The organism is Candidatus Zymogenaceae bacterium (genome assembly GCA_016931225.1).
Lineage (GTDB): Bacteria > Desulfobacterota > Zymogenia > Zymogenales > Zymogenaceae > JAFGFE01.
Map to the genome: position 1 here is coordinate 1 of JAFGFE010000034.1, position 21,702 is coordinate 21,702.

Here is a 21,702-nt window from a genome sequence, read left to right on the forward strand (position 1 = left end):
CCCTTCCCTTCGCTCTCCCCTTCCCTTCGCTCTCCCCTTCCCTTCGCTCTCCCCTTCCCTTCGCTCTCCCCTTCCCCTCCCTCTTTGCCTTCCCTTGCGCCTCCCTTTCCGCCCCCCCCGATCGATCCTATGTCACATTCCGCAACAGCTCACGGACGATGATGAGCTTCTGTATCTGGGTGGTTCCCGCTCCGAACTCGATCCCCTTCATGTCTCGATACATCCGCTCCACCGGGAATTCGCTGATGAAGCCGTAGCCGCCGAGCACCTGGGTGGCCTTGTCCACCACCCTCATGCCCACCTGGGAACCGAAGAGCTTTGCGTAGGATGCGGCCAGCCGGACTTCGCTCCCCGAACCCTTGCTGTCTGCCAGGGCGGCGGCCCAGTAACAGGCCAGGCGGCCAATCTGGAGATCCGTGGCCATGTCGGCGATCATCTCCTGGACCATCTGGAAGTTGACAATGGGAGTACCGAACTGAACCCGCTCCTGGGCATACTTAAACGCCACATCGAAGGCTCCCTGAGCCACGCCGATGGGGGTAACGGAATAGACGATACGCTCCCGGTCCAGGCCGTTCATCAACACCTTGATGCCCTTGTTTTCCTCTCCCAGAAGATTTTCCGCGGGCACTTCCATGTCCTCGAACACCAGCTCGCCTGTCGGCGATCCTTTGACCCCCATCTTCTTGAGGGTCTTGCCGGTAGAAAATCCGGGAAAGTCCTTCTCGACGATGAAGGCGGAGATACCCCGGTGTCCGGCGTCCGGATCGGTCTTTGCATAGACCACGCCCACATCCGCCACCGGCCCGTTGGTGATGAACATCTTGGTGCCGTTGATGATGTATTTGTCACCCTTCTTTACCGCCCGGGAACGCATGGAGAGAGCATCGGACCCCGCCTCCGGCTCGGTGATGGCGATAAAGCCTATCTTCTTCCCCTCAATGAGGTCCGGCAGGTATTTCTTCCGCTGCTGTTCATTCCCGTTTCTGAAGATATTCTCCGTGCACAGCACCGCATGGGAACCGTAGGTGTTCGCCGTGGAGGCGCACCCCCGGCCCAGCTCTTCCATCACCAGCACACATGAAAGGAGGTCGGCGCCGATACCGCCGTATTCCTCCGGGATGGAAATGCCGAACAATCCGAGCTCCGCCATCCCGCGAAAATTCTCCTCCGGGAAGATGCCGTCCTGATCGACGTCCGGCGCCCGGGGGATGACTTCCTTGTCCACAAACTTGGCCACCGACTCCTTGAGCATGCGCTGCTCGTCGGTCAAATCAAAATTCATCCTGATCCCCGATAAATGGTTTTTCGTTATTCGGTTTTCCTGCCCACCAGTATCTTTGGAGTGAAAATCACGCAGTCCTCGTCCCGCTGATTCTTGATCCGGCCGTCGTAGGCAATGGTGCCGGTATGCTCGTCCCGCTCTTTCATCTCGGCCACTGTGGCCTCGCACCTGATTGTGTCACCGATCTTGATGGGCGCGGTAAACCGGATTTTATCCATGCCGTAAAAGGCGATGAATTTTTTCGGAGTAAAGACATACGGACCCAGGCGAAACACGAGGGCGGAACCGATGGTGAGCCCAAGCATACCGTGCGCGATGCGCTCGCCGAACATAGTCTTGGCGGCGTACTCCACGTTGGTGTGGATGGGATGCCAGTCGCCGGTGATCCCGGCGAACATCACGATATCGGTCTCCGTGATTGTCCTGCCGGGGGATACCAGAGTTTCACCTGTCTGGTAATCCTCAAAGAATACCTTTTCCATATCACAGTCTCTTTCGTGTGATGATTGTAATGAAAGACCGGGGGAATGAAAAAACTACGGCAGTAGGATACTCCTTATATCCATCCCACCCCTCTCTTACACCCGTCCCCTTCCCTTCTCACCTTTTTCGCCTTCCCGTCATCCCTCCATCCCGATTGACAGACGAAACCGCCCGCCTTGTTTCGAAGTACCAACGCCCCCCCGGTCTTCAGTGTCACTCTCAGTCGAGAATTTCAAAATGTTTAATATCCGCTATGCTGCCTGTTCGCTTTTCCTCGAACACGGCCTTCACCCGGGCGCCGACCCTCACTTTTTTAGGATCGGTGCTGTCCAGGAAGAAGGGGAGCAGCGTATCGGCGCCGTCCAGCCTGATGAAGGCGTATCCGTAGGGAACCGGCTGCTGATACCCGGTGCTCGGGTCCACGAAGCCGAACTGGATGATGGTGCAGACGACGACCTCGCCCTCATCGGACACCTTCACCCGCTCATCCATCGCCACGTAACACCTGCCGCAGACCTTTCTGGGCGGTACGTAGACCCTCCCGCACTTTGGGCACTTCACGCCGTAAAACGCCTTGTTATCCTTCAGCTCTTTCAGGAACATCGAGCCGTGCCGGCCGACACTCCAGTTGAAGGGCTGAAATGCCTCGCCGGACTCTATGGTTAAAAGCTCGACTCCTTCGTTTTTCTGGGTCATGATTATCTCCCGTCAAAAACGTCCATTACGACGGTTTCTTTTTACCTAACAGCATCACGTCGGCCCAGTTGCAGCCGCCGAACCCTGTGCATAGGGCATAGTTGACGTCCTTCTGAACCTGGCGATCCCCTGCCTTGCCCATGATCTGCAACGCCCCCTCTCCCACGCGGATGATTGCGGTGGCGCCGATGGGATTGGAGCTCATCACGCCGCCGGATGGATTCACCGGCAACTCGCCGTCCATATCGGTCACGCCGTCCCATACCAGCTTCGGCCCCTCGCCGGGCCCACAGAAACCGATGGACTCCATCCACTTCAGCCCGGCATATGAATAGGGCATATACAGCTCACACACGTCAATTTCCTTGAGCGGCTCCTTGATGCCTGCATCTTCGAACACCTTCTTCGCCGCTGTTTCCAGGGTGTCGTTTCGATCCCAGTTGATATCTCCCAGGAAGACGTAATTGTGACGGTTGTGCGTGGAGACCACCCATGCCGGTGTCGGGGCGATCTTTTCCGCCACATCCTCCGAGGCGAAGATCACCGCCGCCGCCCCATCCGTCCGGGGACACATATCGCTCATCCTGAGGGGATAGGCCAGCATCTGATTCTGCTCGCTGGTCACCAGGAGGTCCACGATCTGATCCACCTCCATTCCCTTCATCCATTCCTGATGGAGCTGGGAATAGGGATTGTTCAGTGCATGGAGCCGCTCACGCACCGCCACCCGGGCGCCGTCCCTTTCCGTTACGCCGTAATTATCCATGTACTTGCTCGCCTCAACCGCCAGGCCGGCAATGGCCCCGCCGAACCTCGTGCGCTCCCAGACAGGATTGAATGCGGTAACGATGGCGCCGGTGGTGTCGGATTCGGAATTCTTTTCCCACCCGATGGCGAGAACCCGATCGAACATCCCGGAGGCGACATGATAATAGCCGCACATGGCAACCGTTGTGCCGGTTGTGCCGCCGGTGGTAAGCTTGAAAATCGGCTTCATCACCGCGCCGGAGCCTTCAGCGCTCCAGCAATCGACATAATTGACCCCTTCAAAGTGATCCATGTTGCCGATAACGATAGCATCTATATCATTTATGGTCAGTTCGGCATCGCTCAGGGCGGTATGAACCGCCTCGTTGATCAGCTCAACGCCGTTTACATCCTTTCTGGAGCTGCGCTGATACGTCTGGCCGAAACCTACAATCGCTACTTTTTTTCCCATGACATCCTCCCTTACACGCCCATGACGAACACGCAGTGAGACTGACCGCAGGCGCCGTTGATGCCGTGGGCCAGGGCGGTCTTGGCGCCCTTTACCTGACGCTTCTCCGCCTCCCCTCGAAGCTGCAGAACAGACTCGACGATCCGTGTCATGCCCGCCACCAACACCGGGTGGGCCGAGATGACGCCGCCCGACGGGTTGACCGGCAGGTCACCGTCCATGGCTGTGGTGCCTGACTTCAACAGCTCCACACCCTTGCCCTCTTTTGCAATACCCAGTCCTTCGTACCACAACGGCTCCATGTACGAATAGGCATCGTACAGCTCAACCACGTCCAGGTCCTTCAGGGGATTCTTGACACCGGCCATCTTGTAGGCTTTTTTCGCCGCCGCATCCAGGGCCCGGGAATTCGCCAGGTCACGATATCCCAGGGTATAGGCGTCGGATATATGTCCCACACCCTTGATCCAGACCGGGCTCTTCTTGAATCGTTTGGCGCCCTTCTCCGTGGCAAGAACCACCGCAGCGGCGCCGTCGCTTATGGGCGAGCAGTCCAACAGCTTCAGGGGATCGGCGAGCATCTTCGACTTCATCACGTCGTCCACACCTATCTCCATCGGAAGCTGGGCATGCGGATTGTTCATGGCGTTCTTATGATTCTTCACCGACACCAGGGCGACATCCTCTTGCGTCGCCTTGACCTTCTCCATATACATCCGGGCCTGAAGCGCCGCGGATGATGTGGCGTCGACACCCAGTGAGCGATGAAAGATCGGATCGAACATCGCGTTGGTAATCAGGTTCATCACCGCCTCGGACCCCTTGATATGGCTCACCACCAGGGTTGTCTCGAAGGAGCCGGACAAAGCCCGCATCATGCCGTAGAGCACGCCGAAGGTTCCGTCGCCCTCCACGGTGGAGATGTCCTTGTCCCAGCTTCCCGCGGCGTCCTGGACGGCCATGGACGAGATGGTTCTGCCGTCCCAGAAATCGTTGGAGACGGTGACGATGTTGTCGATATCACCGATCTCCCCGCCGGCATCGGCAAGGGCCTTGGTGGCCGCCTCAAAAACCAGCTCGTCGAAGGTATCCTCTTTACGCCGTTCGTAGGTGGTCTGTCCCACCCCGACAATGGCTACCTTTTCCATCGTATCTTTCCTTTGTTTGTTTTATTCCGGGGCGAAATGTGAAATATCGAGAATGTTCCCTTCTCGCTTCTCACGAAACACCGCTTTGACCCTCATGCCCACCTTCAAATCCTTTGGGGCGGCACCACCAATAAGATGGAGCATGGAGCCGTCGGCTCCGTCCAGCTTGATGAGTCCGTACATCAATGGGGGCTTATCGGGCTGCATGCTGTGGGAATAGTTGACCACAGTAAAGGATTCCAGTGTACCGGTATCCTTTACCTGGACCCACGTGTCAGCGGGCACAAAGCACTCGCCGCAGTTCTTCTGGGGGGGTACATATACTTTATTGCACTTGGGGCATTTTGTACCCCAGAGTTCTTTCTTATCCCTCAGGGCCACCAGGAACCGGCTCCCCACCTCCCCCACATACCACTTGTAGGGAACCTTAATACGCCCTTCGAAATATACGTTTTCTACCTTATCCAACCATTCGGCCATTGGGCTTTCCTCCTCCGCACGGGATAAGACGGGGGGCGGCCCGATTGGGCCGGCCCCGCATATCGTCCGTTTTGTTAGGTACCATTACTTTTTAATCTGGGGAAGTCCCAACATCTCCCGCGCCTGGGCGACTGTGGCTATCGGGCGATTGAGCTCCTCTGCGATGCGCTTGACGCGTTCCACAAGCTGCGCGTTGGATTTTATCTTCTCACCCTTTTTGTAATAGAGGTTATCCTCCATACCCACTCGTACATGTCCGCCCATGATGATGCCCAGCGTATTCATCGGCAACTGGTACGGACCCACACCGATGAGGGAGAACATGGACTGGGGCGGAAGCTCGTTGATGAGAGACAGGACATTCGCCGGAGTCGGGAACGACGAGGTCTGAAACCCCATCACATACTGCACCATATAGGGCGCATCCAGATTCCCCTCCATTATCAGGTCCTGCATCACCCAGTACTGTCCCGGATGATACAGCTCGATTTCCGGCTTGATCCCCTTTTCCTTCATGGTCTTCGCATACGTGTTGACATCGGCATAACTTGCGGGAATGCACGCGTCAAACGTGAACGCGGGACGGGGATGGAGCAAAGGTTCCGCCCGTTCCTTCAGGGGGACCTTCAGTACAAACGGTCCCAGGTTCAGACTGGCCATGTCCGGGGCCGGGTCCGCATAGAGGCAGCACATGCGCTCCTCGGTGGAGAGATGGGGGCCGCCGCCGGTGGTGTTGTTGATGATGATATCCGGGCATCGCTCGCGAATGAGCTTGTTTATCCGGGAGTAATCATCCGGGTTGTTGGTGGTCATGGCAAGGTTATCCGGAACTCTGGCATGCAGATGCACCGATACCGCGCCGGCCTTATAGACCTCGTAGACCGCGTCGGCCTGCTCTTCGGCGGTTTCGGGAAGGAGCTCGTGGGCTTCCTTTCCCTGGACGCCGCCGGTAATGGCGCAGGTAATAATCAACGGGGGAAATGCGCTCCTTCTGGTCCGATCCATCCACTGGTACGGATCGCGATAGTCCCACATATAGTCTTCAGGCTTCATGTGGACCTCCTTTGATAATAGATCTGAGTGGAAAAATATCTGTACTTCTCTATAGCATGTTTCCGTCTTGAAACAGACACGAAACACTTGGTGATCTCGGGGCGTCGATGAATGGTGAGCGAAAGGTAATTCATGAAATGATGAGAATATAGTAATTTACTTTTCGCAACGCCCGGCGTGCGGTGAATGACCGTATGAGCATAAGATGTGATGTTCAAAGATGATTAGGCGTCGGTCTTTTGCCGCCTGCGGGGAAGTTTGTTTAAAGCTTAAATTTATACTTTAAGCTTATAACCTATCCACACAAAAAATACAATGAAAAAAACAAACCTGCAAGAAATTTTTGTCACCATATAAATTTCTTCGTACCGGCTTTTGTAATGGTATATAATGTACGGTGAAAAAAATGACATGAAAAACCTGAAACATAATAAAAAAGATTGACATAGTTTCAAGGCTTTGCTATAAAATGTTAAAGCTTGAAGTTATACTTCATGCTTTGGAGTGAAATCAGTAGGGAAACGGGCCATCGCCCGAGAGAAATAGTCTTCAGAGCCGCTCCGGCAACCGCCGGACGACTCTCATCTATCACCAAGATTCAGGAGGTTATGATGTTCAAAACGGCAATTACGGAGATGTTCGGCGTCAAGTATCCTGTCATCTGCGGCGCTATGCAGTGGCTATGCACCCCGAAGCTGTGTGCCGCTATCTCCAACGCCGGGGGACTGGGCAACCTTACCGCAGGCAACTATGAAACGGAAGAAGACTTTCGGGCCGCTGTGAAAGAGACCCAAAAACTGACCGACAAACCCTTTTTCGTGGGACTGACGATCCTGCCGTCGGTGCGTATCACACCCGGTCATCACCGGATGTACGCCGAGGTATGCGCGGACATGGGAGTCGCCGGCATGGAAGTTTCCGGCGCACCCCTCGATCGGGGGATCGGACCCGACATTATCGACGTGCTGAAAAAGGGCAACGTCAAGATGTTCCACAAGGTGGGCGCGGTGCGCCACGCCGTGCACGCCGAGAAGGCCGGGTATGACGGCATCTACGCCGCGGGCATCGAAGAGGGCGGACACCCCCTCAACGACGACGTGACCACCATGATCCTGACACCCCGGATCAAGAGTGCGGTAAAAATACCGGTGGTAACGGTGGGAGGCATCGCCGACGGCCGCTCCCTGGCCGCAGCCCTCACCCTCGGCGCCGATGGCGTGATGATGGCGACCCGATTCGTGGCCACCACCGATTGCGAAGTGCACGACAATATTCGCCAGGAACTGGTGAAACGCCAGGAATTCGAAACGGTCCTCTGGGGCGGATCCCTGGGTCTGCAGGGCCGGGCGCTGAAGAACAAGATCATCGAGGAGGTTCTGGAACTGGAGGAGAAGGGAGCCGGTTTCGAGGCGCTCTATCCGCTGATCGCCGGCGAGCGCATCAAGAACGCCTGGGAGCAGGGAAACGCGGAAGACGCCCCGCTGATGGTGGGTCAGTCCGTCGGATTGGTTAACGACGTCATGAGCTGCAAGGAGCTTCTGGAAAAAATGGGGAAGGAAGCTGCGGAGGTACTCAAGGATACCGTTAAAAAGGTATCGTAAGAAAGCTTTCCCGTTGAGTTGAAAACAGAACGCCCGGGGGAATTCCCCCGGGCGTTTTTTTTACATACTGTTCGCCGTATGAACCGTTACGCTTTCCCCATCTTCTCAAGCTCCATGTCCCGAAGTTTTCTCCTCAGGATCTTCCCAACCGCGCTCTTCGGAAGTTCATCGACAAACTCCACAATGCGGGGGATTTTATAGGCCGCGAGGTTTTCCCTGCAGTAGTTTTTTATATCATCTGCTGTGGCTGTCTCACCCTCTTTGAGAACGATAAACGCCTTGACGTTTTCTCCGCGATACTCGTCCGGCACGCCTATGGTACAGGCCTCCAGGACCTTCGGGTGGTCATACAGTACCCCGTCCACCTCCACCGGATAGATGTTATAGCCGCCGGCGATGATCATATCCTTCTTGCGGTCCACAATGGAGAGATAGCCGTCTTCGTCGAAGGTTCCCATGTCCCCGGTCAGGAACCATTGACCTTTCAACACCTCTTTTGTCTCTTCCGGCTTCTTGTGGTATCCCATCATTATCTGGGGTCCCTTGATGCATATCTCTCCCACCCCGCCGATCTCCTTGACGTCCTTGCCTGTTTCCGGATCCACAAGCTTGACATCGGTATCGGGCACGGGGATACCCACGGTCCCGGGCTTGATGGTGCCGCCCCAGGGTGTGACGGTGGCGATGGGGGTCGTTTCGGTTGATCCGTAGACCTCACATATGAAGGCGCCGGTCAGCTCGTGCAGGTCGCGGATGGTGTCCGCAGCCAGGGGCGCGGATCCGGAAAAGAATCCCTTGAGGCAACTGAAATCGAGTTTCCTGAATTCCGGATCATTGAGCAGTCCCACAAAGATGGTGGGGGCGCCGGGGAGAAATGTCGGCTTCCATTTTTTTATCATATCGATGATGCTGGCCGGCTCCGGCCGGGGGATAACCAGGTGCTCGAACGCCTTCCAGATAAAAAAGTTCTGGATCGCGGTGAATCCGGCGGAATGAAACACCGGAAACGTTCCGATCAACCGCTCCTCTCCCGATTTCAGGTCGGGGAACCAGGCTGCAAACTGTTGCACGTTGCTGCTCAGGTTCGAGTGGCTCAGCATGACCCCCTTGCTGACGCCCGTCGTCCCGCCGGTATATATGAGAGTTGCCAATTCGTCCCATACGCTCTCGTCCTTCACCGGCTCGGTGGAGTATTTTTTTATTAGATTCTTGAAGACATACAGGTTCTCGGTCTCTTCAATCTTTCTGTACATCTGCTTTTTCACGAGGGGGAAGAGCTGTCTTATCGGAAAAGGGAGATACGAGTTGATGTGGCAGGCAATAATCTTTTCAATTTTCGTCTCGGACTGGATTTTCTCGATACGGGGGACGAGAAGCGCCATGGTAACGATGGTTTTCGCATCGGAATCATCAAGCTGATAGGCCAGTTCCCGCTCGGTATAGAGCGGATTGTTCTGGGCCGTCACGGCGCCGATGCGTAATATGGCCAGATTCGTAATGATGGTCTGGGGAAGATTCGGAAGACAGACCGCCACCACATCTCCTTTCTTGACTCCAAGATCCTTCAACGCCTTGGAGAACTGATTGACCATATCGTTGAGTTGTCGGTAGGTGATTTTGTTCCCCATGTAGTTGAGAGCGATGGCATTGGGATGCTCTTCCGCCGAACGGGTGAGTGCCTGTGAAATAGTAATTTTTTCGTAGTCCAGACTGGTCGGTACGCCCGGAGCATATGATTTGTGCCAAATGCGTTTTTGCATCGATTACTCCTTTTTTGACCCTGTGTTGTATATGTAAAGCAACGTATGTTACATACGATAGAAAGCGGGAGCAATCTCCGGTACGGGCTCAGATGTGATGACTGTACGGCGATGATTCGACCGGGAGGAAAACGACGCGTCGTCTTTAGGCTTTGTGATGATATTTCAGGGTGAGTCGGTTATACATGCATTGATGGATAGGCAGGTAGATCCACCGACAAAACCAAAGCATAAAGTTTTACTTTAAGCTTTTTGTTTTGTGATATACCAAAGTCTTAAAATACTGTCAACTTATTTTATTTAAAAAAAATCGATTGATGATACCATCAACACCCACCCTCATCCCCCCTGCCGGGCCGCATCGTCCCCCTTCACACCCACAAAGAGACCGTATCCCAGGCGACGGAACATTCCCCTCGGCACGGCCCTGAACATGGTATGTCTCATATATCGGCGAAATGCCCGATTCGTCACGACGAGGGCGAAAAATCTCCCCAGACTCAAAAGATACTCGCCGAATCGATACCTTCCCAGCTCATCCAAAAACTGACCGATAATCCTGAAATGCCGGGGGCGGGCGACGATGTTCGAAAGGCCGGCGTCCCGCAACAGCGTGATCCACCCATCCGCATCGGGAATGCCGGATGGAATCTCAAGGACGTCTTCCACGTACGACGCCATCGATTCGTTGGGCGGCTCGTGCCATATCTCCTCGTTCACCCCCACTCTCCCCCCGGGAACAGTCGCCCGAACGTAGTCCCTTACCGCCTCCCTCTTCTCCGACACAAAGGTGGTTGCCGACTCGCTCATGACGACGTCGAACACACCCTCACGAAAGGGGATATGCCGCGCGTCCGCACACACGAACATCACCCGCACATCATCCCCCTCCCGCCGGGCGCGCTCCCCGGCCCGTGAGAGCATCATGAGGTTTCGATCCAGCGCCACGACCCGACAGCCGATCCGGCCCGCAAGCATCGACGTCGTCACCCCCACTCCGCATCCGATTTCGAGGACCAGGGAATCGGCATCGATACCGCACAGCCCGATAAGCTCGTCGGTGGCGCGCCGTCCCCCCATATGCTTTGTGGCGCCCCAGTAGGCCTGAACGTCGAAATAGGTTGCGGGGACGGTGCGAACGGACGGCCGCGCCGTGTGCTTCTTTTGGCTCATGGATGCCCGGCTCCCTCGTGATGCGGTCTGTCGGTTTTTTTATGCGGGTGATGCGAGCTGAATATCAATGAATAACGAACGATACATAAAAAACCCGCCGCTCTACTGAGATGTCACGGTATTCCGCTCACACCTCAGATAAACCGGCAGGTCCTTTTTTCATGGTAGGCGGTACTGGATTTGAACCAGCGACTTCCACCGTGTGAGGATGGCACTCTAACCACTGAGTTAACCGCCTGTGACTGTGCAAAGACAAACATATCGAAACACCCGGTATTTGTCAAGATATAAAATCTCCTCCGACCAGTTTCATTTTCGATCGGAACCGTTCCGTAAGCGATCGGTGAGTAATCAATTTTTTTCATCCGGTTTTCCCCTATTTTCCTTGCAAACCGATATCGGTATTGATATATTAAAAGGGGAAAATATACCTCATATGACAGGGTGTATCTTATGGTGCATTGCTGACTCTGTCACATACTCACGTTATTCACTGACTGAAATTGATCCATCCCAAACGGGGCATTGTCGCATGTACCAGACTCTGCCGTGGGTTTCTTTGGCCTAAAAACAGCGGGAGACAAAGACATGCCATACAAATTTATACACAGTATCGAGAAACTCCCCCAATTATCCCCGGATGAAAAGGCCGAACTGAAAAGTGTGACGGATACGTTCGAGTTTTTGTCCAACGACTATTACCTTTCACTGGTGAATTTCGACGATCCGAACGATCCGATCAGGCGCATCATCATTCCCCACCCCGACGAGCTCTCCAACTGGGGGAGCCTCGATGCCTCACATGAAGACATCTACACCAAGGTTCCGGGGCTTCAGCACAAATACCGTGAAACCGCCCTGCTCCTGGTAAGCGATGCATGCGGGGGACTGTGCCGGTTCTGTTTTCGAAAACGCCTCTTCATCGGCGACGGGAACGAGATAGAACGGGACGTCTCCGACGGACTGGATTATATCCGGGAGCACCCGGAGATCACGAACGTTCTGCTCACCGGCGGAGACGCCCTGATGCTGTCCACCGGGAGGTTGGAGGATATCATCCAGCAGATTCGGGAGATCGAGCACGTTAAAATCATCCGCATCGGCACCCGTTTGCCCGCATTCTATCCCTATCGCATCATCGAAGACCCGGGCCTGATCGATATGATCCACAAGTACAGTCTCAGCGACCGGCGGATCTACTTCATGACCCACTTCAACCACCCCCGGGAGCTGACCGACCTCGCCGTACAGGCCATGTACATGCTCAGGAGCTCAGGCGCCGTCACGGTAAACCAGACCCCGATCATCCGGGGCGTCAACGACGACAGCCGTACCATGGCCGAGCTGTTCAAGAAACTCTCCTATATCGGCGTCCCCCCCTACTATATCTTTCAGTGCAGGCCGGTGGTGGGCAACGAGAACTACGCCGTGCCGGTGGAGGAGGCGTATCATGTTATCGAGGGCGCCAAGGGGATGGTATCGGGCCTGGCGAAGCGGGCGCGGTTCACCATGTCCCACATGACCGGCAAGCTCGAGGTGATCGCCGTCACAGGCGGGATGACCTATTTCAAATACCACCAGGCTGCGGATATCAGAGACATCGGGAGGGTACTGTCATTCAAGAGCAATCCCGGTGCCTACTGGCTGGACGACTACCTGGCCCGGGATACCCTCAAAAAGGCGAACTGACAGACACCCCTATATCAGAAGTCCGCCGTCCGCCACGAATACCGCCCCCGTCGTGTATGACGACGCCGGGGACGCCAGGTACAGGGCGAGGCCTGCGATTTCGTCCGGCTCTCCCACCCGCCGCATTGGGCATTTCCCTTCGAAAATCTCTCGTGGCTGATCGTTGGACCAGAGAAATTCCGAAAAGTGCGTCTTGATCAGCCCCGGGGCGATGCAGTTGACCCGGATGTTTTTCGATGCCCATTCGCCGGCGAGCACCTTCGTGAGCATAACGACCGCCGCCTTGGTGATATTGTACACCCCGGTACCGAAAGACGGGCTGAATCCCTCCACCGAGGCGATGTTGACGATCACACCTCCGCCCTTCTCCTCCATGCTCGGAAGCGCTATTGTGCTCAAAAAGAGGCAGGCTTTCACATTCACGTCGATCATTTTGTCGAACAGCGCCTCGTCCATGCTTTCCACGGGCCCGAAGACCGGATTGATGGCGGCGTTATTGACGAGGATGTCAACACCATTGAAGGCGCCGACCGTCTCATCGATTAGATTTTTCAGGTCATCCATCCTTCCGGCATGAGCGGCGACGGCCATGCCTCTCCCTCCCCGGTCCGTGATCTCAGCAACCACCTTCTCAAGATCAGGGAGCTTACGACTGGCGACCACCACGTTCGCCCCCGCCTCGGCGTAGGCCAAGGCGATCTCCCGCCCAATGCCGCGACTGCCGCCGGTGATGACTGCGGTTTTTCCGTCCAGGCGAAATTTTTCAAGGTACATACACATCCTCCATACCCGCACAAGAGAACCGGCCCGATCGGGCCGCTCACGTGAACTTTCACAGCAGTTCATGAAAGCATAATCGTCTCTATTGTAACCGTACACCCTCGTTTTGCAACTCTTTTGTCCTTGTCACATTTCGTGGTATGATGGTATATACATAATCAAATCGATTGGTATTCATGTCATGATTGGCAGTATATATTCTACAGGAGACATGTGATGCACAAACCATATGTCGATGTTGCGGTAATCGGAGCGGGCCCCGGAGGCATCGGCGCGGGACTGGGGGCGCTCTCCGAAGGCGCTCGGGTGGAGGTCATCGAGGCCCAGGATGACGTGGGGAGGGTAAAAAAGGGGGAAACCATCCATTTCAACCGGGAGATGGAAGATATCCTGGGAGACAGTTTTTTCTCCCGGCACGAGATAAACCGCGTCGATCGCCGGCGGTACTACTCCTCCACCGATCGGTATTATATCGACAAGTCCTCGTCCGACCCGAACATCATTTTCAGCTGGAGCGACTTCATGTCCGACATGACGGACATCGCCCGTAAAAAAGGTCTTTCCATCACCACCGAGACACGGGTGATCGACCTGATACGGGAAGGTGAAAACGTACGCGGTATAATCGTGCAAAACGGCGGCGGGCCCGAGCGGATCACCTCTCCGGTAGTCATCGGCGCCGACGGCTGTAACGGCATAACCGGGGATATCGTCGGGATCGACCGGACAAACATCAACCTTCCCGCCATCAAATACCTGATGAGCGGCGTTTCCATGCCCGACAATCGGCTGGAATTCTTTTTTCACATCTATCGGGACGAACCGATCGGCATGGGATTTCTCTTTCCCAGGACACAGGACCTCGCCGAGGCTGGCCTTTTGGTTTTCACAAACTACATGAAAGACAGCACCGGCGCCTACGATCAACACTACATGGCGCGCCTGTTCGATTCCTTTGCGTCATTCCACCCGGTCTTCACCGAAAGGATCAGGGACGCCCGCCCCGTATACAGCCTTTCCACCTCGATCCCAATGGGGGGGTTCGTCCCCCGTTTTGTCCCGTTCCCGGGCCTGGTGTTGACCGGGGATGCGGCGGGACAGGTGGAACAGAAGGGCGGCTGCGGCATCGTATCCTCCTTCCTCATCGGGTATCACACGGGACGCCTGGCCGCCAGATTCGCCAAAGAAAGGGCCGAATGGACGGAACAGACAATGCACACGATGGAGTCGTCCATCCGCTCTCACGAGTCCGTCCGGGCCATCGCTTCGTATCAACGGGCGGTGGGTCGTGTGCGGAGCATCCTGTTTCGCCTCAACGACGCCCAGCGACTCGATACGGTCTTCTCGGTGCTGGCGCGGCTCACCGGCACGGAGCAATAACCTTTTTCCCGAAACATGCAGGCGCCTTTTTTGCGAAAAAAGGACACGATATGAAACAGACACGAATGGCTCTTATCGGTCTCGGTGGATGGGGATCGAACATACTCAATGCGCTGGAGCGCCTCGATGAGGTAACGCTTGTCGCCGTGTGCGATCAGAATGCGGCGCGGCTCGACGCCGCTCTAAGGCGAAATCCGCACATCACACCCTTTGAGACGGTCGACGCCCTCATCTCGGAATGCGAGGTGGACGCCGCGGTCGTCGCAACCCCTTCCTCCACCCACGCAAAGCTTGCCCGCACGTTCCTTGATCTTGATATGCCGGTATTCGTGGAAAAGCCCATGGCCCTGTCGGTCTCGGACGCCGAGGAACTGGTCGATATCTCTCGGGCGAAACGAATTCCTCTGATGGTGGGACACCTCCTGATCTACCATCCGGCGGTGGAGCTGACAAAAACGATCATCGACAGCGGGGAACTGGGTGACATTCACTATATATACTCGAAGCGCATCAATCTGGGCGTGGTACGGGATGATGAAAACGCCCTGTGGTCCCTGGCGCCCCACGATATCTCGCTGGTCAACCACTTCATGAAGGATCTCCCTCACCGGATTTCGGCCCACGGAAGCTCATTTTTGAGAAAGGGGATCGAGGACGTCGTCTTCTGCAATCTCGATTATCCGAACGGGTGTATGGCCCAGATACACGTATCGTGGCTCGACCCGCACAAGGAGCGAAAGCTCGTGGTGGTGGGATCAAAAAAAATGCTGGTGTTCGACGACATGCAGGCGAACGAGAAAATCCGTATTTACAACAAGGGCGCGGACGTCAAGCCGACCGCCGACTTCGGGGAGGCGATTCTCGTCAGGCACGGCGACATCACAATTCCCCTGGTGCCCGGCACGGAGCCGCTGGTCAAGGAGATGAAGCATTTCGCATCCTGCGTTCGTGAGATGAGTAATCCGCTCTCGGGCCCCGAGGAGGGGCTGGCGGTGGTGAGGGTGCTGGAGGCGGGGGAGCGCTCCCTGAAGAACGGCGGAGAGGTGGAGACCCTCGATCGGTAACGGCTCGTCGCGGTGTTGCCTCCGCCGCCGACGACTCAGGGCCTCGAGACGGCCTTCAGGAGTCGAATCACCCGGGGCAGGTTCGCCACCAGTCCCGATATCTCCAGCTCGCCCGAGGACAGGGCGTCCAGGGCGTTTCTCCTCCCCTCGGTGAGATACCCGATTAGATCCCCGGAAAACACCACGCCGGAAAAAGACAGGGCACGGGCGGCGGTGGTCCGCATCGCCACGTCACTGCGTTCATCCATACCGTTTGTAATATGTACCCTTTCTCCCGTGAAGCGGACGGTGACGCTTGTATCGCTGTCGGTGATGTCGATCCCCACCGTCAAGTTCAGATCCCTCAGCTCCCTCTCCCTCCCCTTTCCCTGCAACAGCACCCAGAAGAGGTACGCCTCTAAAAGCTGTGCAAGGCCGTTTCCCGGGGCGTCGTTTTCAATACCGATCGATCCGTCGTATCTCACCGCATCCGTTCTCCCGAGCCGACGGGCGACACCGATGTAAAAAAGGCGACAACTTCCGGCATCATGCCGCTCAGCTTAAAAAAAGTATCTTTGAAACCGCCCCCATTGTATCATACTCACCGCATACCCTCATATAAATTGGCAGCAATTTTCTTTCAGGGATGTTTCGAAAATTCTTGACTTTTTTTCTCGTTTCAATACACTGGAGGCGTCTTCAAGTTTCACTTTAAGCTTCAAGTATGTGCGGTTTTTTACAGTCGCACCTCATATACGGTATTATTTTTTTGGAGGGAAGCATGAGAAAAAGAAACAATCGATATCGTGCTGCCATCGCCCTCGTCGTCGCCTTCGCATTCCTGTTTGCCGCAGGCTGCGGAAAAAAGACCCCGCCCACCCATGAGGCGGAATACGACGTGATCATCATCGGCGCCGGCTTGGGAGGCCTCTCCGCCGGAGCGCACCTGGCGTCCAACGGACTGAAGGTGCTGGTGCTGGAACAGCATCACAAGGTGGGCGGTTGTACCACGAACTTCACTCGCGACGATTATACGTTCGAGGTGGCTTTGCACGAGATGTCGGGCGGAGGCACACTGAAGCTGATGGAGCTGTGCGGCGTCCGGGACAAGGTGGAAATCTATGACCTTCCCGATTTCTACCGCTCCATCTATCCGGGGGACCCTGGAGTGGATATCACCATGCCCACCGACTGGGAGGGATGGGACAATACCCTCAAGGAACAGTGGCCGGAAGAAGCCGAAGGCATCGACAAGTTTCATGATCTGTGCACCACGGTGTACGCGGATATCATGGGTGTCAGCCAGCTCTTTCGTTACAGCGGATTTGAGGCCTTCACCAAAAAGATGTCCGTCCCCTTCAAGCACAAGTCTCTCTTAACCTGGAGCAAGCGGACCCTTGAGGAGTTGATGGATGAGTGCTTTACCGACGAGTACCTCAAGGCGGTTGTCTACCAGCTCTGGGTCTACTACGGCGCCCCGGTGCCGGACCAGACGTCGCTTCTGACCCTGGCGGCCACGGAAGTCTTTTTGTCCAGCGGCGTCAAGCACGTTATGGGTACCTCCCAGGTGCTTTCGAACGCATATGCCGAGCGTATTGAGGAGATGGGAGGAACGGTGCTCACCGGAAAACTCGTCACCGAGATCATCATCGAGGACGGCATTGCCAAGGGCGTCGTCACCGAATACGGTGATGTCTATACCGGCCGCTATGTTCTCTGCAACACAGACCCCTTCCAGATGATCTACACCCTCATCGGCGAAGAGAACCTCCCGGCGAAATACGTCGAAAAGATCGCCGGGATGAAGATAGCCAACTCCCTCTTCGTCACCTATCTGGGCCTGAACATCGACCTGAAGGCGCTGGGCTACAACGACACCGAAACCTTCTATAACACCACCACCGACACGGAAGTGCTCTACGACAATATGATGAGCGCCAATTTCGCCGAGGGCATGGTCTCCATTACCGTGTACAGCAACTACGGCGACCCGATCTACGCCCCGCCCGGAAAATCGGTGGTTGCGGTGCTGGAATACTCCGACTACGACTCCTGGCCCAAGGACCCCGAGGAGTATCAGAAGATGAAGGATGAAAAGGCATGGGAGATGCTGGAGCTGGCGGCGAACGTCATACCGGAGCTGGCCGATCCCACAAACATCGAAGTCATGGAAGTCATGACGCCGGTGACGATCGCCGAATTCACCAAAAATTACCACGGCATCCCGTACGGTTTTTACACCGACCTGGAACACTGGGAAAAAATACCCAATAGCACGCCCATCGATAACATATACATCGCGGGAAACTGGACGAAGGCGTGGCATGGTGTGGGGCCGGCCCAGGTCAACGGCTGGATGGCTGCACGATTAATCATGGACGTTGAAGGCATCGAATAGGAGGAAACTGATGAAGAGGAAAAAACTACTGTGTATTGTAACAACGTCGGTACTCTTTTTTGCCTGTGCGGGGCTCATCGCTCTCTGCCAGGAATACGGCCCGGATGTCATTTATATCGACGATACCACAAAGGCGACGCTGCGCTATCTGCCGGTGGAATTCGACCATCAGAATCACCAGGCCAACTACGACATCAGCTGCGTGACCTGCCATCACACCAACGACGAGGACTTCGTCTCCGGTGTGCCGCCGACATGCGGATCCTGTCATAACATGGACGCCGAAATCACATTCAAGGACGCAATGCATCGAAACTGCGTGCTGTGCCATATGGATAAGATCGCCGAAGGCCAGAGTCCGCCGACCGAATGTCTCGGCTGCCACAAACAGCGACCATAGACGATATCGTCTGAACAGGCCCCTGCGGGAACGCAGGGGCCTCCATTTGCATACACAAGATCGGCTCAACAATTTGTTCGAGATGTGCGGAACGCCGGTATGTATCACGGAAACACGATGTCACAACGTTTTGTGCACCACACAATGCCGGTGTCCGACGACCGAGTCAAGCATGCGAATCAAAGGAGTGCAATTATGAATACGAGACGGAAGTGGTGGATTGTGACGATATGTCTCGTCTCAGCCGTCTCCCTCCTGGGAATCTGGGGATGCGGGAAAAAAACCGTTCCCACCTTTGACGCCGAATACGATGTCATCATCGTCGGCGGCGGGATGGCGGGGCTTTCCGCCGGGGCGCATCTTGCGTCCAACGGTCTGAAAGTGCTGCTCCTTGAACAACATCACAAGGTGGGCGGCTGTACCACAAACTTCACCCGAGGGGATTTTGTTTTCGATGTCGCCCTGCACGAAATGGCCGGCGGCGTTCCCGGAAGGAGCGGCGGTGGTCTTTTCAAGCTTTTGGAAATATGCGGCGTGGGCGAGAAGGTGGAAGTGTACGAGCTGCCGGAATTTTACCGCTCCATCTATCCCGGCGATATAGACATCACGATGCCCAGCGAGAACTGGGAGGCATGGGACAATGCCCTCCTGGAGCAATGGCCCGAAGAGGCGGAAGGCATTGAGAAATTTCACACCCTCTGCGCCACCCTCTACAGCGACATCCTTGACATCAAGAACCTGTTTCGCTACACCGGATTCAAGGCCCTCAAACTCAAGCTGTCTGTGCCCCTCAAGCACAAGACCCTCATGACCTGGTCCGGTGACAAGACCCTCCAGGACCTGATGGACGAGTGTTTCACCGATGAAGACATCAAGGCGGTGGTCAGCCAGCTGTGGCTCTACTACACGGGTCCTGTGCCCGATCAGACGGCGCTTCTCCATATGGCGGCCATGGGTGTCTTCATGTCCGACGGCGTCTGCCACGTTACAGGCACGTCTCAGGCCCTGTCGAACGCTTACGCCGAGCGCATCGAAGAGCTGGGGGGAACGGTGCTCACCGGAAAGCTCGTCACCGAGATCATCATCGAGGACGGCATGGCGAAGGGTGTGGTCACCGAATACGGGGACGTCTATACCGGCCGATATGTCATCTGCAACACCGATCCCTTCCAGATGGTCTTCACCCTGGTGGGAGAGGAGAACTTCCCAACCGATTACGTGGACCGTATCAAGAGCCTCAAGGTCTCCAACTCTATTTGCGGCGTCTACATGGGACTCAACGTGGATCTCGCGGCCATGGGCTATCACGACACCGAGATATTCTACAACAAGACCATGGACAGCACGGTCATCTACAACAGCTGGATGAGCGGCGACATAGCCGAGGTCGGCGTTGTCATCACCATCTACTCCAACTACGGCGACCCGATCTATGCACCGCCCGGAAAGAGCACCGTCGTACTGATGGCATACAGCGACTACAACATCTGGCCCAAGGATCCAGACGAATACCAGGCGATGAAGGAGGAGATCGGCCGGGAGATGATCGAAACCGCAGCGGATATCATCCCCGAGCTTGGTGATCCCGGAATCATCGAGGAGATGGAGATATTCACTCCGGTGACCATCAACGAGTTTACCAAGAACCGTGAGGGTATCATCTACGGGTTCTACATGTCCCCCGATCAGTGGGAAAAGATCCCCAATGACACCCCCATCGATAATCTCTTCATCTCCAGCAACTGGACCCAGGGTTGGCACGGCGTCAGCGCCGGACAGGTCAACGGCTGGCGGGCGGCCCGCTTGATCATGGATATGGAGGGAATCGAATAGGCGGCTTCTATGGCCCTTCGGGGGTTGTATATTCCCGAAAAGCCCGGACAGACACATCAGCAATCGTCCCGATTCCATCGCCTTTCACAAAAACGGGGAATCGGGGCGATGCTTTTCTTGTCGCCGGTGTCTCTCCGTCCTTTTCGAATATATTTATATGCCCCGAGAACATCATGACTGTTCCCTCCGATATATTGGCCTTAAAATGACTTGACAGAATAGTCGTTTTTTTACTATGATACATTTCGAAGTATCACTTTAATCTTCACACCTAACCATCATGGCTCATTATGCCCCTTAAAATCAGCGAACTGGAAAAAATCACCGGCGTCCCCCAATCGACGATCCGCTATTACGTCAAGGAGGGACTTCTGCCCAAGCCGGAGAAAATAAACAAATCCATGGCCTATTACGACGAATCATGCATCGACCGCATCGCCCTGGTGCGCAATCTTCAAGAGAACAAATACTACCCGCTGTCGGTGATAAAAAACATCCTCAAGAGCATAGACAAGGGGGCCAATCTCAACGGCCTCCTCACCCTGGAGGACGCGATTTTCGGGTCGAAGCTTGGAGGAGCCCATACATTCTTTTCCCGCGAGGAGTTTCTCAAGGCCGCAGAGATTGATTCTAATCTTCTGAATACCATGGAAGAGATGGGATTACTCATTCCCTTCAATAGGGGAAGCAAGCGCCCCTATAACGAAGAGGACCTGACGTTTGCCCGCCTGATCTCCCAGGGCTGCTTGGAACTGGGAGTCGATATCCGGGACATGGGTTTTTACGTCGAGATGGGGAAACAGATCGTCGAGGAGGAGATACAGCTCAGAAAGAAGCTTGTCAAGGGAAAATCAACCACGGAGAACATCAAGATCACGACGATTCTATCCGAGCGATCCGACGAGATGAGAAGCTACATCATGCGGCGTCTCTTTCAAAACCGTGTGAAAAAGATGATCGAAAATCAGGGAAAACAATAAATCGCTCAAATCACACATTCTTTCATAAGGAGGAAGCCATGAAACCACACAAGCGATTTATCACCGCGCTTCTTGCAATAACTGTTGCCGGTATGTTCCTGGCAACATTCGGCTGCGGGGGGCCAAAACCGCCGACCCATGAAGCGGATTATGACGTTATCATCATCGGCGCCGGCATGGGCGGACTCTCCGCCGGGGCGCACCTGGCCGCCAGCGGGCTGAAGGTGCTGGTGCTTGAACAGCACCACAAGGTGGGCGGCTGTACCACGAACTTCACCCGGGGAGACTTTACCTTCGAGAC

Annotated in this window: 20 protein-coding genes and 1 tRNA gene; 9 read left to right on the plus strand and 12 right to left on the minus strand. The window is 55.3% G+C overall.

All coding sequences use genetic code 11. The features are described from left to right. Nucleotides 1-127: 127 nt before the first annotated feature. The 7 genes from JW885_13175 to JW885_13205 form a co-directional block, all read right to left on the minus strand. Nucleotides 128-1,285 (minus strand): acyl-CoA dehydrogenase family protein, encoded by a 1,158-nt coding sequence (locus tag JW885_13175; protein ID MBN1883115.1) that lies wholly within the window; start codon nucleotides 1,283-1,285, stop codon nucleotides 128-130. Nucleotides 1,286-1,311: 26 nt separating this feature from the next. Next, the gene (locus tag JW885_13180) at nucleotides 1,312-1,767 is read right to left on the minus strand and encodes a MaoC family dehydratase N-terminal domain-containing protein (GenBank protein ID MBN1883116.1); all 456 of its coding nucleotides are present in this window, start codon (nucleotides 1,765-1,767) and stop codon (nucleotides 1,312-1,314) included. 220 nt (nucleotides 1,768-1,987) lie between these two features. Continuing rightward, nucleotides 1,988-2,428: a Zn-ribbon domain-containing OB-fold protein gene (locus JW885_13185; GenBank protein MBN1883117.1), complete on the minus strand. Its 441-nt coding sequence runs from the start codon at nucleotides 2,426-2,428 to the stop codon at nucleotides 1,988-1,990. A gap of 61 nt (nucleotides 2,429-2,489) precedes the next feature. After that, nucleotides 2,490-3,683 carry a thiolase family protein gene (locus tag JW885_13190; GenBank protein ID MBN1883118.1) on the minus strand — a complete coding sequence of 398 codons (1,194 nt, stop codon included), beginning with the start codon at nucleotides 3,681-3,683 and terminating at the stop codon, nucleotides 2,490-2,492. A gap of 11 nt (nucleotides 3,684-3,694) precedes the next feature. Next, nucleotides 3,695-4,831: a thiolase family protein gene (locus tag JW885_13195; GenBank protein MBN1883119.1), complete on the minus strand. Its 1,137-nt coding sequence runs from the start codon at nucleotides 4,829-4,831 to the stop codon at nucleotides 3,695-3,697. 21 nt (nucleotides 4,832-4,852) lie between these two features. Continuing rightward, nucleotides 4,853-5,311: a Zn-ribbon domain-containing OB-fold protein gene (locus JW885_13200; GenBank protein ID MBN1883120.1), complete on the minus strand. Its 459-nt coding sequence runs from the start codon at nucleotides 5,309-5,311 to the stop codon at nucleotides 4,853-4,855. An 84-nt stretch (nucleotides 5,312-5,395) separates the two neighbouring features. After that, the gene (locus JW885_13205; GenBank protein ID MBN1883121.1) at nucleotides 5,396-6,364 is read right to left on the minus strand and encodes a 3-keto-5-aminohexanoate cleavage protein; all 969 of its coding nucleotides are present in this window, start codon (nucleotides 6,362-6,364) and stop codon (nucleotides 5,396-5,398) included. Between the two features lie 611 nt (nucleotides 6,365-6,975). Here JW885_13205 and JW885_13210 point away from each other — a divergent pair. After that, on the plus strand, nucleotides 6,976-7,965 hold the full coding sequence (locus JW885_13210) for a nitronate monooxygenase (GenBank protein MBN1883122.1): 990 nt from the start codon (nucleotides 6,976-6,978) through the stop codon (nucleotides 7,963-7,965). An 86-nt stretch (nucleotides 7,966-8,051) separates the two neighbouring features. Here JW885_13210 and JW885_13215 read toward each other — a convergent pair whose 3' ends face one another. From JW885_13215 to JW885_13225, 3 genes are all read right to left on the minus strand, one after another. Further along, entirely contained in the window at nucleotides 8,052-9,725 is a 1,674-nt protein-coding gene (locus tag JW885_13215; protein MBN1883123.1) for a long-chain fatty acid--CoA ligase, read from the minus strand. 339 nt (nucleotides 9,726-10,064) lie between these two features. Beyond that, nucleotides 10,065-10,898, minus strand: coding sequence for a class I SAM-dependent methyltransferase (locus JW885_13220; protein MBN1883124.1), 834 nt, complete (start codon nucleotides 10,896-10,898; stop codon nucleotides 10,065-10,067). Nucleotides 10,899-11,060: 162 nt separating this feature from the next. Next, nucleotides 11,061-11,136 (minus strand) — tRNA-Val (locus tag JW885_13225). A gap of 350 nt (nucleotides 11,137-11,486) precedes the next feature. Here JW885_13225 and JW885_13230 point away from each other — a divergent pair. Beyond that, a complete protein-coding gene (locus JW885_13230) occupies nucleotides 11,487-12,587 on the plus strand; it encodes a KamA family radical SAM protein (GenBank protein ID MBN1883125.1) in 1,101 nt (366 codons plus the stop codon). A gap of 9 nt (nucleotides 12,588-12,596) precedes the next feature. Here JW885_13230 and JW885_13235 read toward each other — a convergent pair whose 3' ends face one another. Next, nucleotides 12,597-13,361, minus strand: a complete 765-nt coding sequence (locus JW885_13235) for a glucose 1-dehydrogenase (GenBank protein ID MBN1883126.1) — start codon at nucleotides 13,359-13,361, stop codon at nucleotides 12,597-12,599. 222 nt (nucleotides 13,362-13,583) lie between these two features. Here JW885_13235 and JW885_13240 point away from each other — a divergent pair, with 222 nt between their 5' ends. Next, entirely contained in the window at nucleotides 13,584-14,747 is a 1,164-nt protein-coding gene (locus tag JW885_13240) for an NAD(P)/FAD-dependent oxidoreductase (GenBank protein ID MBN1883127.1), read from the plus strand. Nucleotides 14,748-14,797: 50 nt separating this feature from the next. Continuing rightward, a complete protein-coding gene (locus tag JW885_13245; GenBank protein MBN1883128.1) occupies nucleotides 14,798-15,811 on the plus strand; it encodes a Gfo/Idh/MocA family oxidoreductase in 1,014 nt (337 codons plus the stop codon). Between the two features lie 35 nt (nucleotides 15,812-15,846). Here JW885_13245 and JW885_13250 read toward each other — a convergent pair whose 3' ends face one another. Beyond that, nucleotides 15,847-16,275: a hypothetical protein gene (locus JW885_13250; GenBank protein ID MBN1883129.1), complete on the minus strand. Its 429-nt coding sequence runs from the start codon at nucleotides 16,273-16,275 to the stop codon at nucleotides 15,847-15,849. 296 nt (nucleotides 16,276-16,571) lie between these two features. Here JW885_13250 and JW885_13255 point away from each other — a divergent pair, with 296 nt between their 5' ends. The 5 genes from JW885_13255 to JW885_13275 all read left to right on the plus strand — a co-directional run. Then, nucleotides 16,572-18,188, plus strand: a complete 1,617-nt coding sequence (locus JW885_13255; protein MBN1883130.1) for an NAD(P)/FAD-dependent oxidoreductase — start codon at nucleotides 16,572-16,574, stop codon at nucleotides 18,186-18,188. A gap of 10 nt (nucleotides 18,189-18,198) precedes the next feature. Beyond that, nucleotides 18,199-18,588, plus strand: coding sequence for a cytochrome c3 family protein (locus JW885_13260; protein MBN1883131.1), 390 nt, complete (start codon nucleotides 18,199-18,201; stop codon nucleotides 18,586-18,588). Between the two features lie 195 nt (nucleotides 18,589-18,783). Then, nucleotides 18,784-20,421 (plus strand): NAD(P)/FAD-dependent oxidoreductase, encoded by a 1,638-nt coding sequence (locus tag JW885_13265; GenBank protein ID MBN1883132.1) that lies wholly within the window; start codon nucleotides 18,784-18,786, stop codon nucleotides 20,419-20,421. A gap of 290 nt (nucleotides 20,422-20,711) precedes the next feature. Beyond that, the gene (locus tag JW885_13270; protein MBN1883133.1) at nucleotides 20,712-21,401 is read left to right on the plus strand and encodes a MerR family transcriptional regulator; all 690 of its coding nucleotides are present in this window, start codon (nucleotides 20,712-20,714) and stop codon (nucleotides 21,399-21,401) included. A 92-nt stretch (nucleotides 21,402-21,493) separates the two neighbouring features. Further along, nucleotides 21,494-21,702 (plus strand): FAD-dependent oxidoreductase (locus JW885_13275; protein ID MBN1883134.1); only part of this gene is annotated, 209 nt, incomplete at its 3' end.

What these genes read in the sequence shown, in the direction of transcription:
- JW885_13180 (MBN1883116.1), bottom strand. Translation starts at nt 1,767, where the DNA reads ATGGAAAAGGTATTCTTTGAGGATTACCAGACAGGTGAAACTCTGGTA.
- JW885_13215 (MBN1883123.1), bottom strand. Translation starts at nt 9,725, where the DNA reads ATGCAAAAACGCATTTGGCACAAATCATATGCTCCGGGCGTACCGACC.
- JW885_13260 (MBN1883131.1), top strand. Translation starts at nt 18,199, where the DNA reads ATGAAGAGGAAAAAACTACTGTGTATTGTAACAACGTCGGTACTCTTT.
- JW885_13230 (MBN1883125.1), top strand. Translation starts at nt 11,487, where the DNA reads ATGCCATACAAATTTATACACAGTATCGAGAAACTCCCCCAATTATCC.
- JW885_13265 (MBN1883132.1), top strand. Translation starts at nt 18,784, where the DNA reads ATGAATACGAGACGGAAGTGGTGGATTGTGACGATATGTCTCGTCTCA.
- JW885_13235 (MBN1883126.1), bottom strand. Translation starts at nt 13,361, where the DNA reads ATGTACCTTGAAAAATTTCGCCTGGACGGAAAAACCGCAGTCATCACC.
- JW885_13270 (MBN1883133.1), top strand. Translation starts at nt 20,712, where the DNA reads ATGCCCCTTAAAATCAGCGAACTGGAAAAAATCACCGGCGTCCCCCAA.
- JW885_13195 (MBN1883119.1), bottom strand. Translation starts at nt 4,831, where the DNA reads ATGGAAAAGGTAGCCATTGTCGGGGTGGGACAGACCACCTACGAACGG.
- JW885_13220 (MBN1883124.1), bottom strand. Translation starts at nt 10,898, where the DNA reads ATGAGCCAAAAGAAGCACACGGCGCGGCCGTCCGTTCGCACCGTCCCC.
- JW885_13210 (MBN1883122.1), top strand. Translation starts at nt 6,976, where the DNA reads ATGTTCAAAACGGCAATTACGGAGATGTTCGGCGTCAAGTATCCTGTC.
- JW885_13205 (MBN1883121.1), bottom strand. Translation starts at nt 6,364, where the DNA reads ATGAAGCCTGAAGACTATATGTGGGACTATCGCGATCCGTACCAGTGG.
- JW885_13255 (MBN1883130.1), top strand. Translation starts at nt 16,572, where the DNA reads ATGAGAAAAAGAAACAATCGATATCGTGCTGCCATCGCCCTCGTCGTC.
- JW885_13200 (MBN1883120.1), bottom strand. Translation starts at nt 5,311, where the DNA reads ATGGCCGAATGGTTGGATAAGGTAGAAAACGTATATTTCGAAGGGCGT.
- JW885_13245 (MBN1883128.1), top strand. Translation starts at nt 14,798, where the DNA reads ATGAAACAGACACGAATGGCTCTTATCGGTCTCGGTGGATGGGGATCG.
- JW885_13175 (MBN1883115.1), bottom strand. Translation starts at nt 1,285, where the DNA reads ATGAATTTTGATTTGACCGACGAGCAGCGCATGCTCAAGGAGTCGGTG.
- JW885_13240 (MBN1883127.1), top strand. Translation starts at nt 13,584, where the DNA reads ATGCACAAACCATATGTCGATGTTGCGGTAATCGGAGCGGGCCCCGGA.
- JW885_13190 (MBN1883118.1), bottom strand. Translation starts at nt 3,683, where the DNA reads ATGGGAAAAAAAGTAGCGATTGTAGGTTTCGGCCAGACGTATCAGCGC.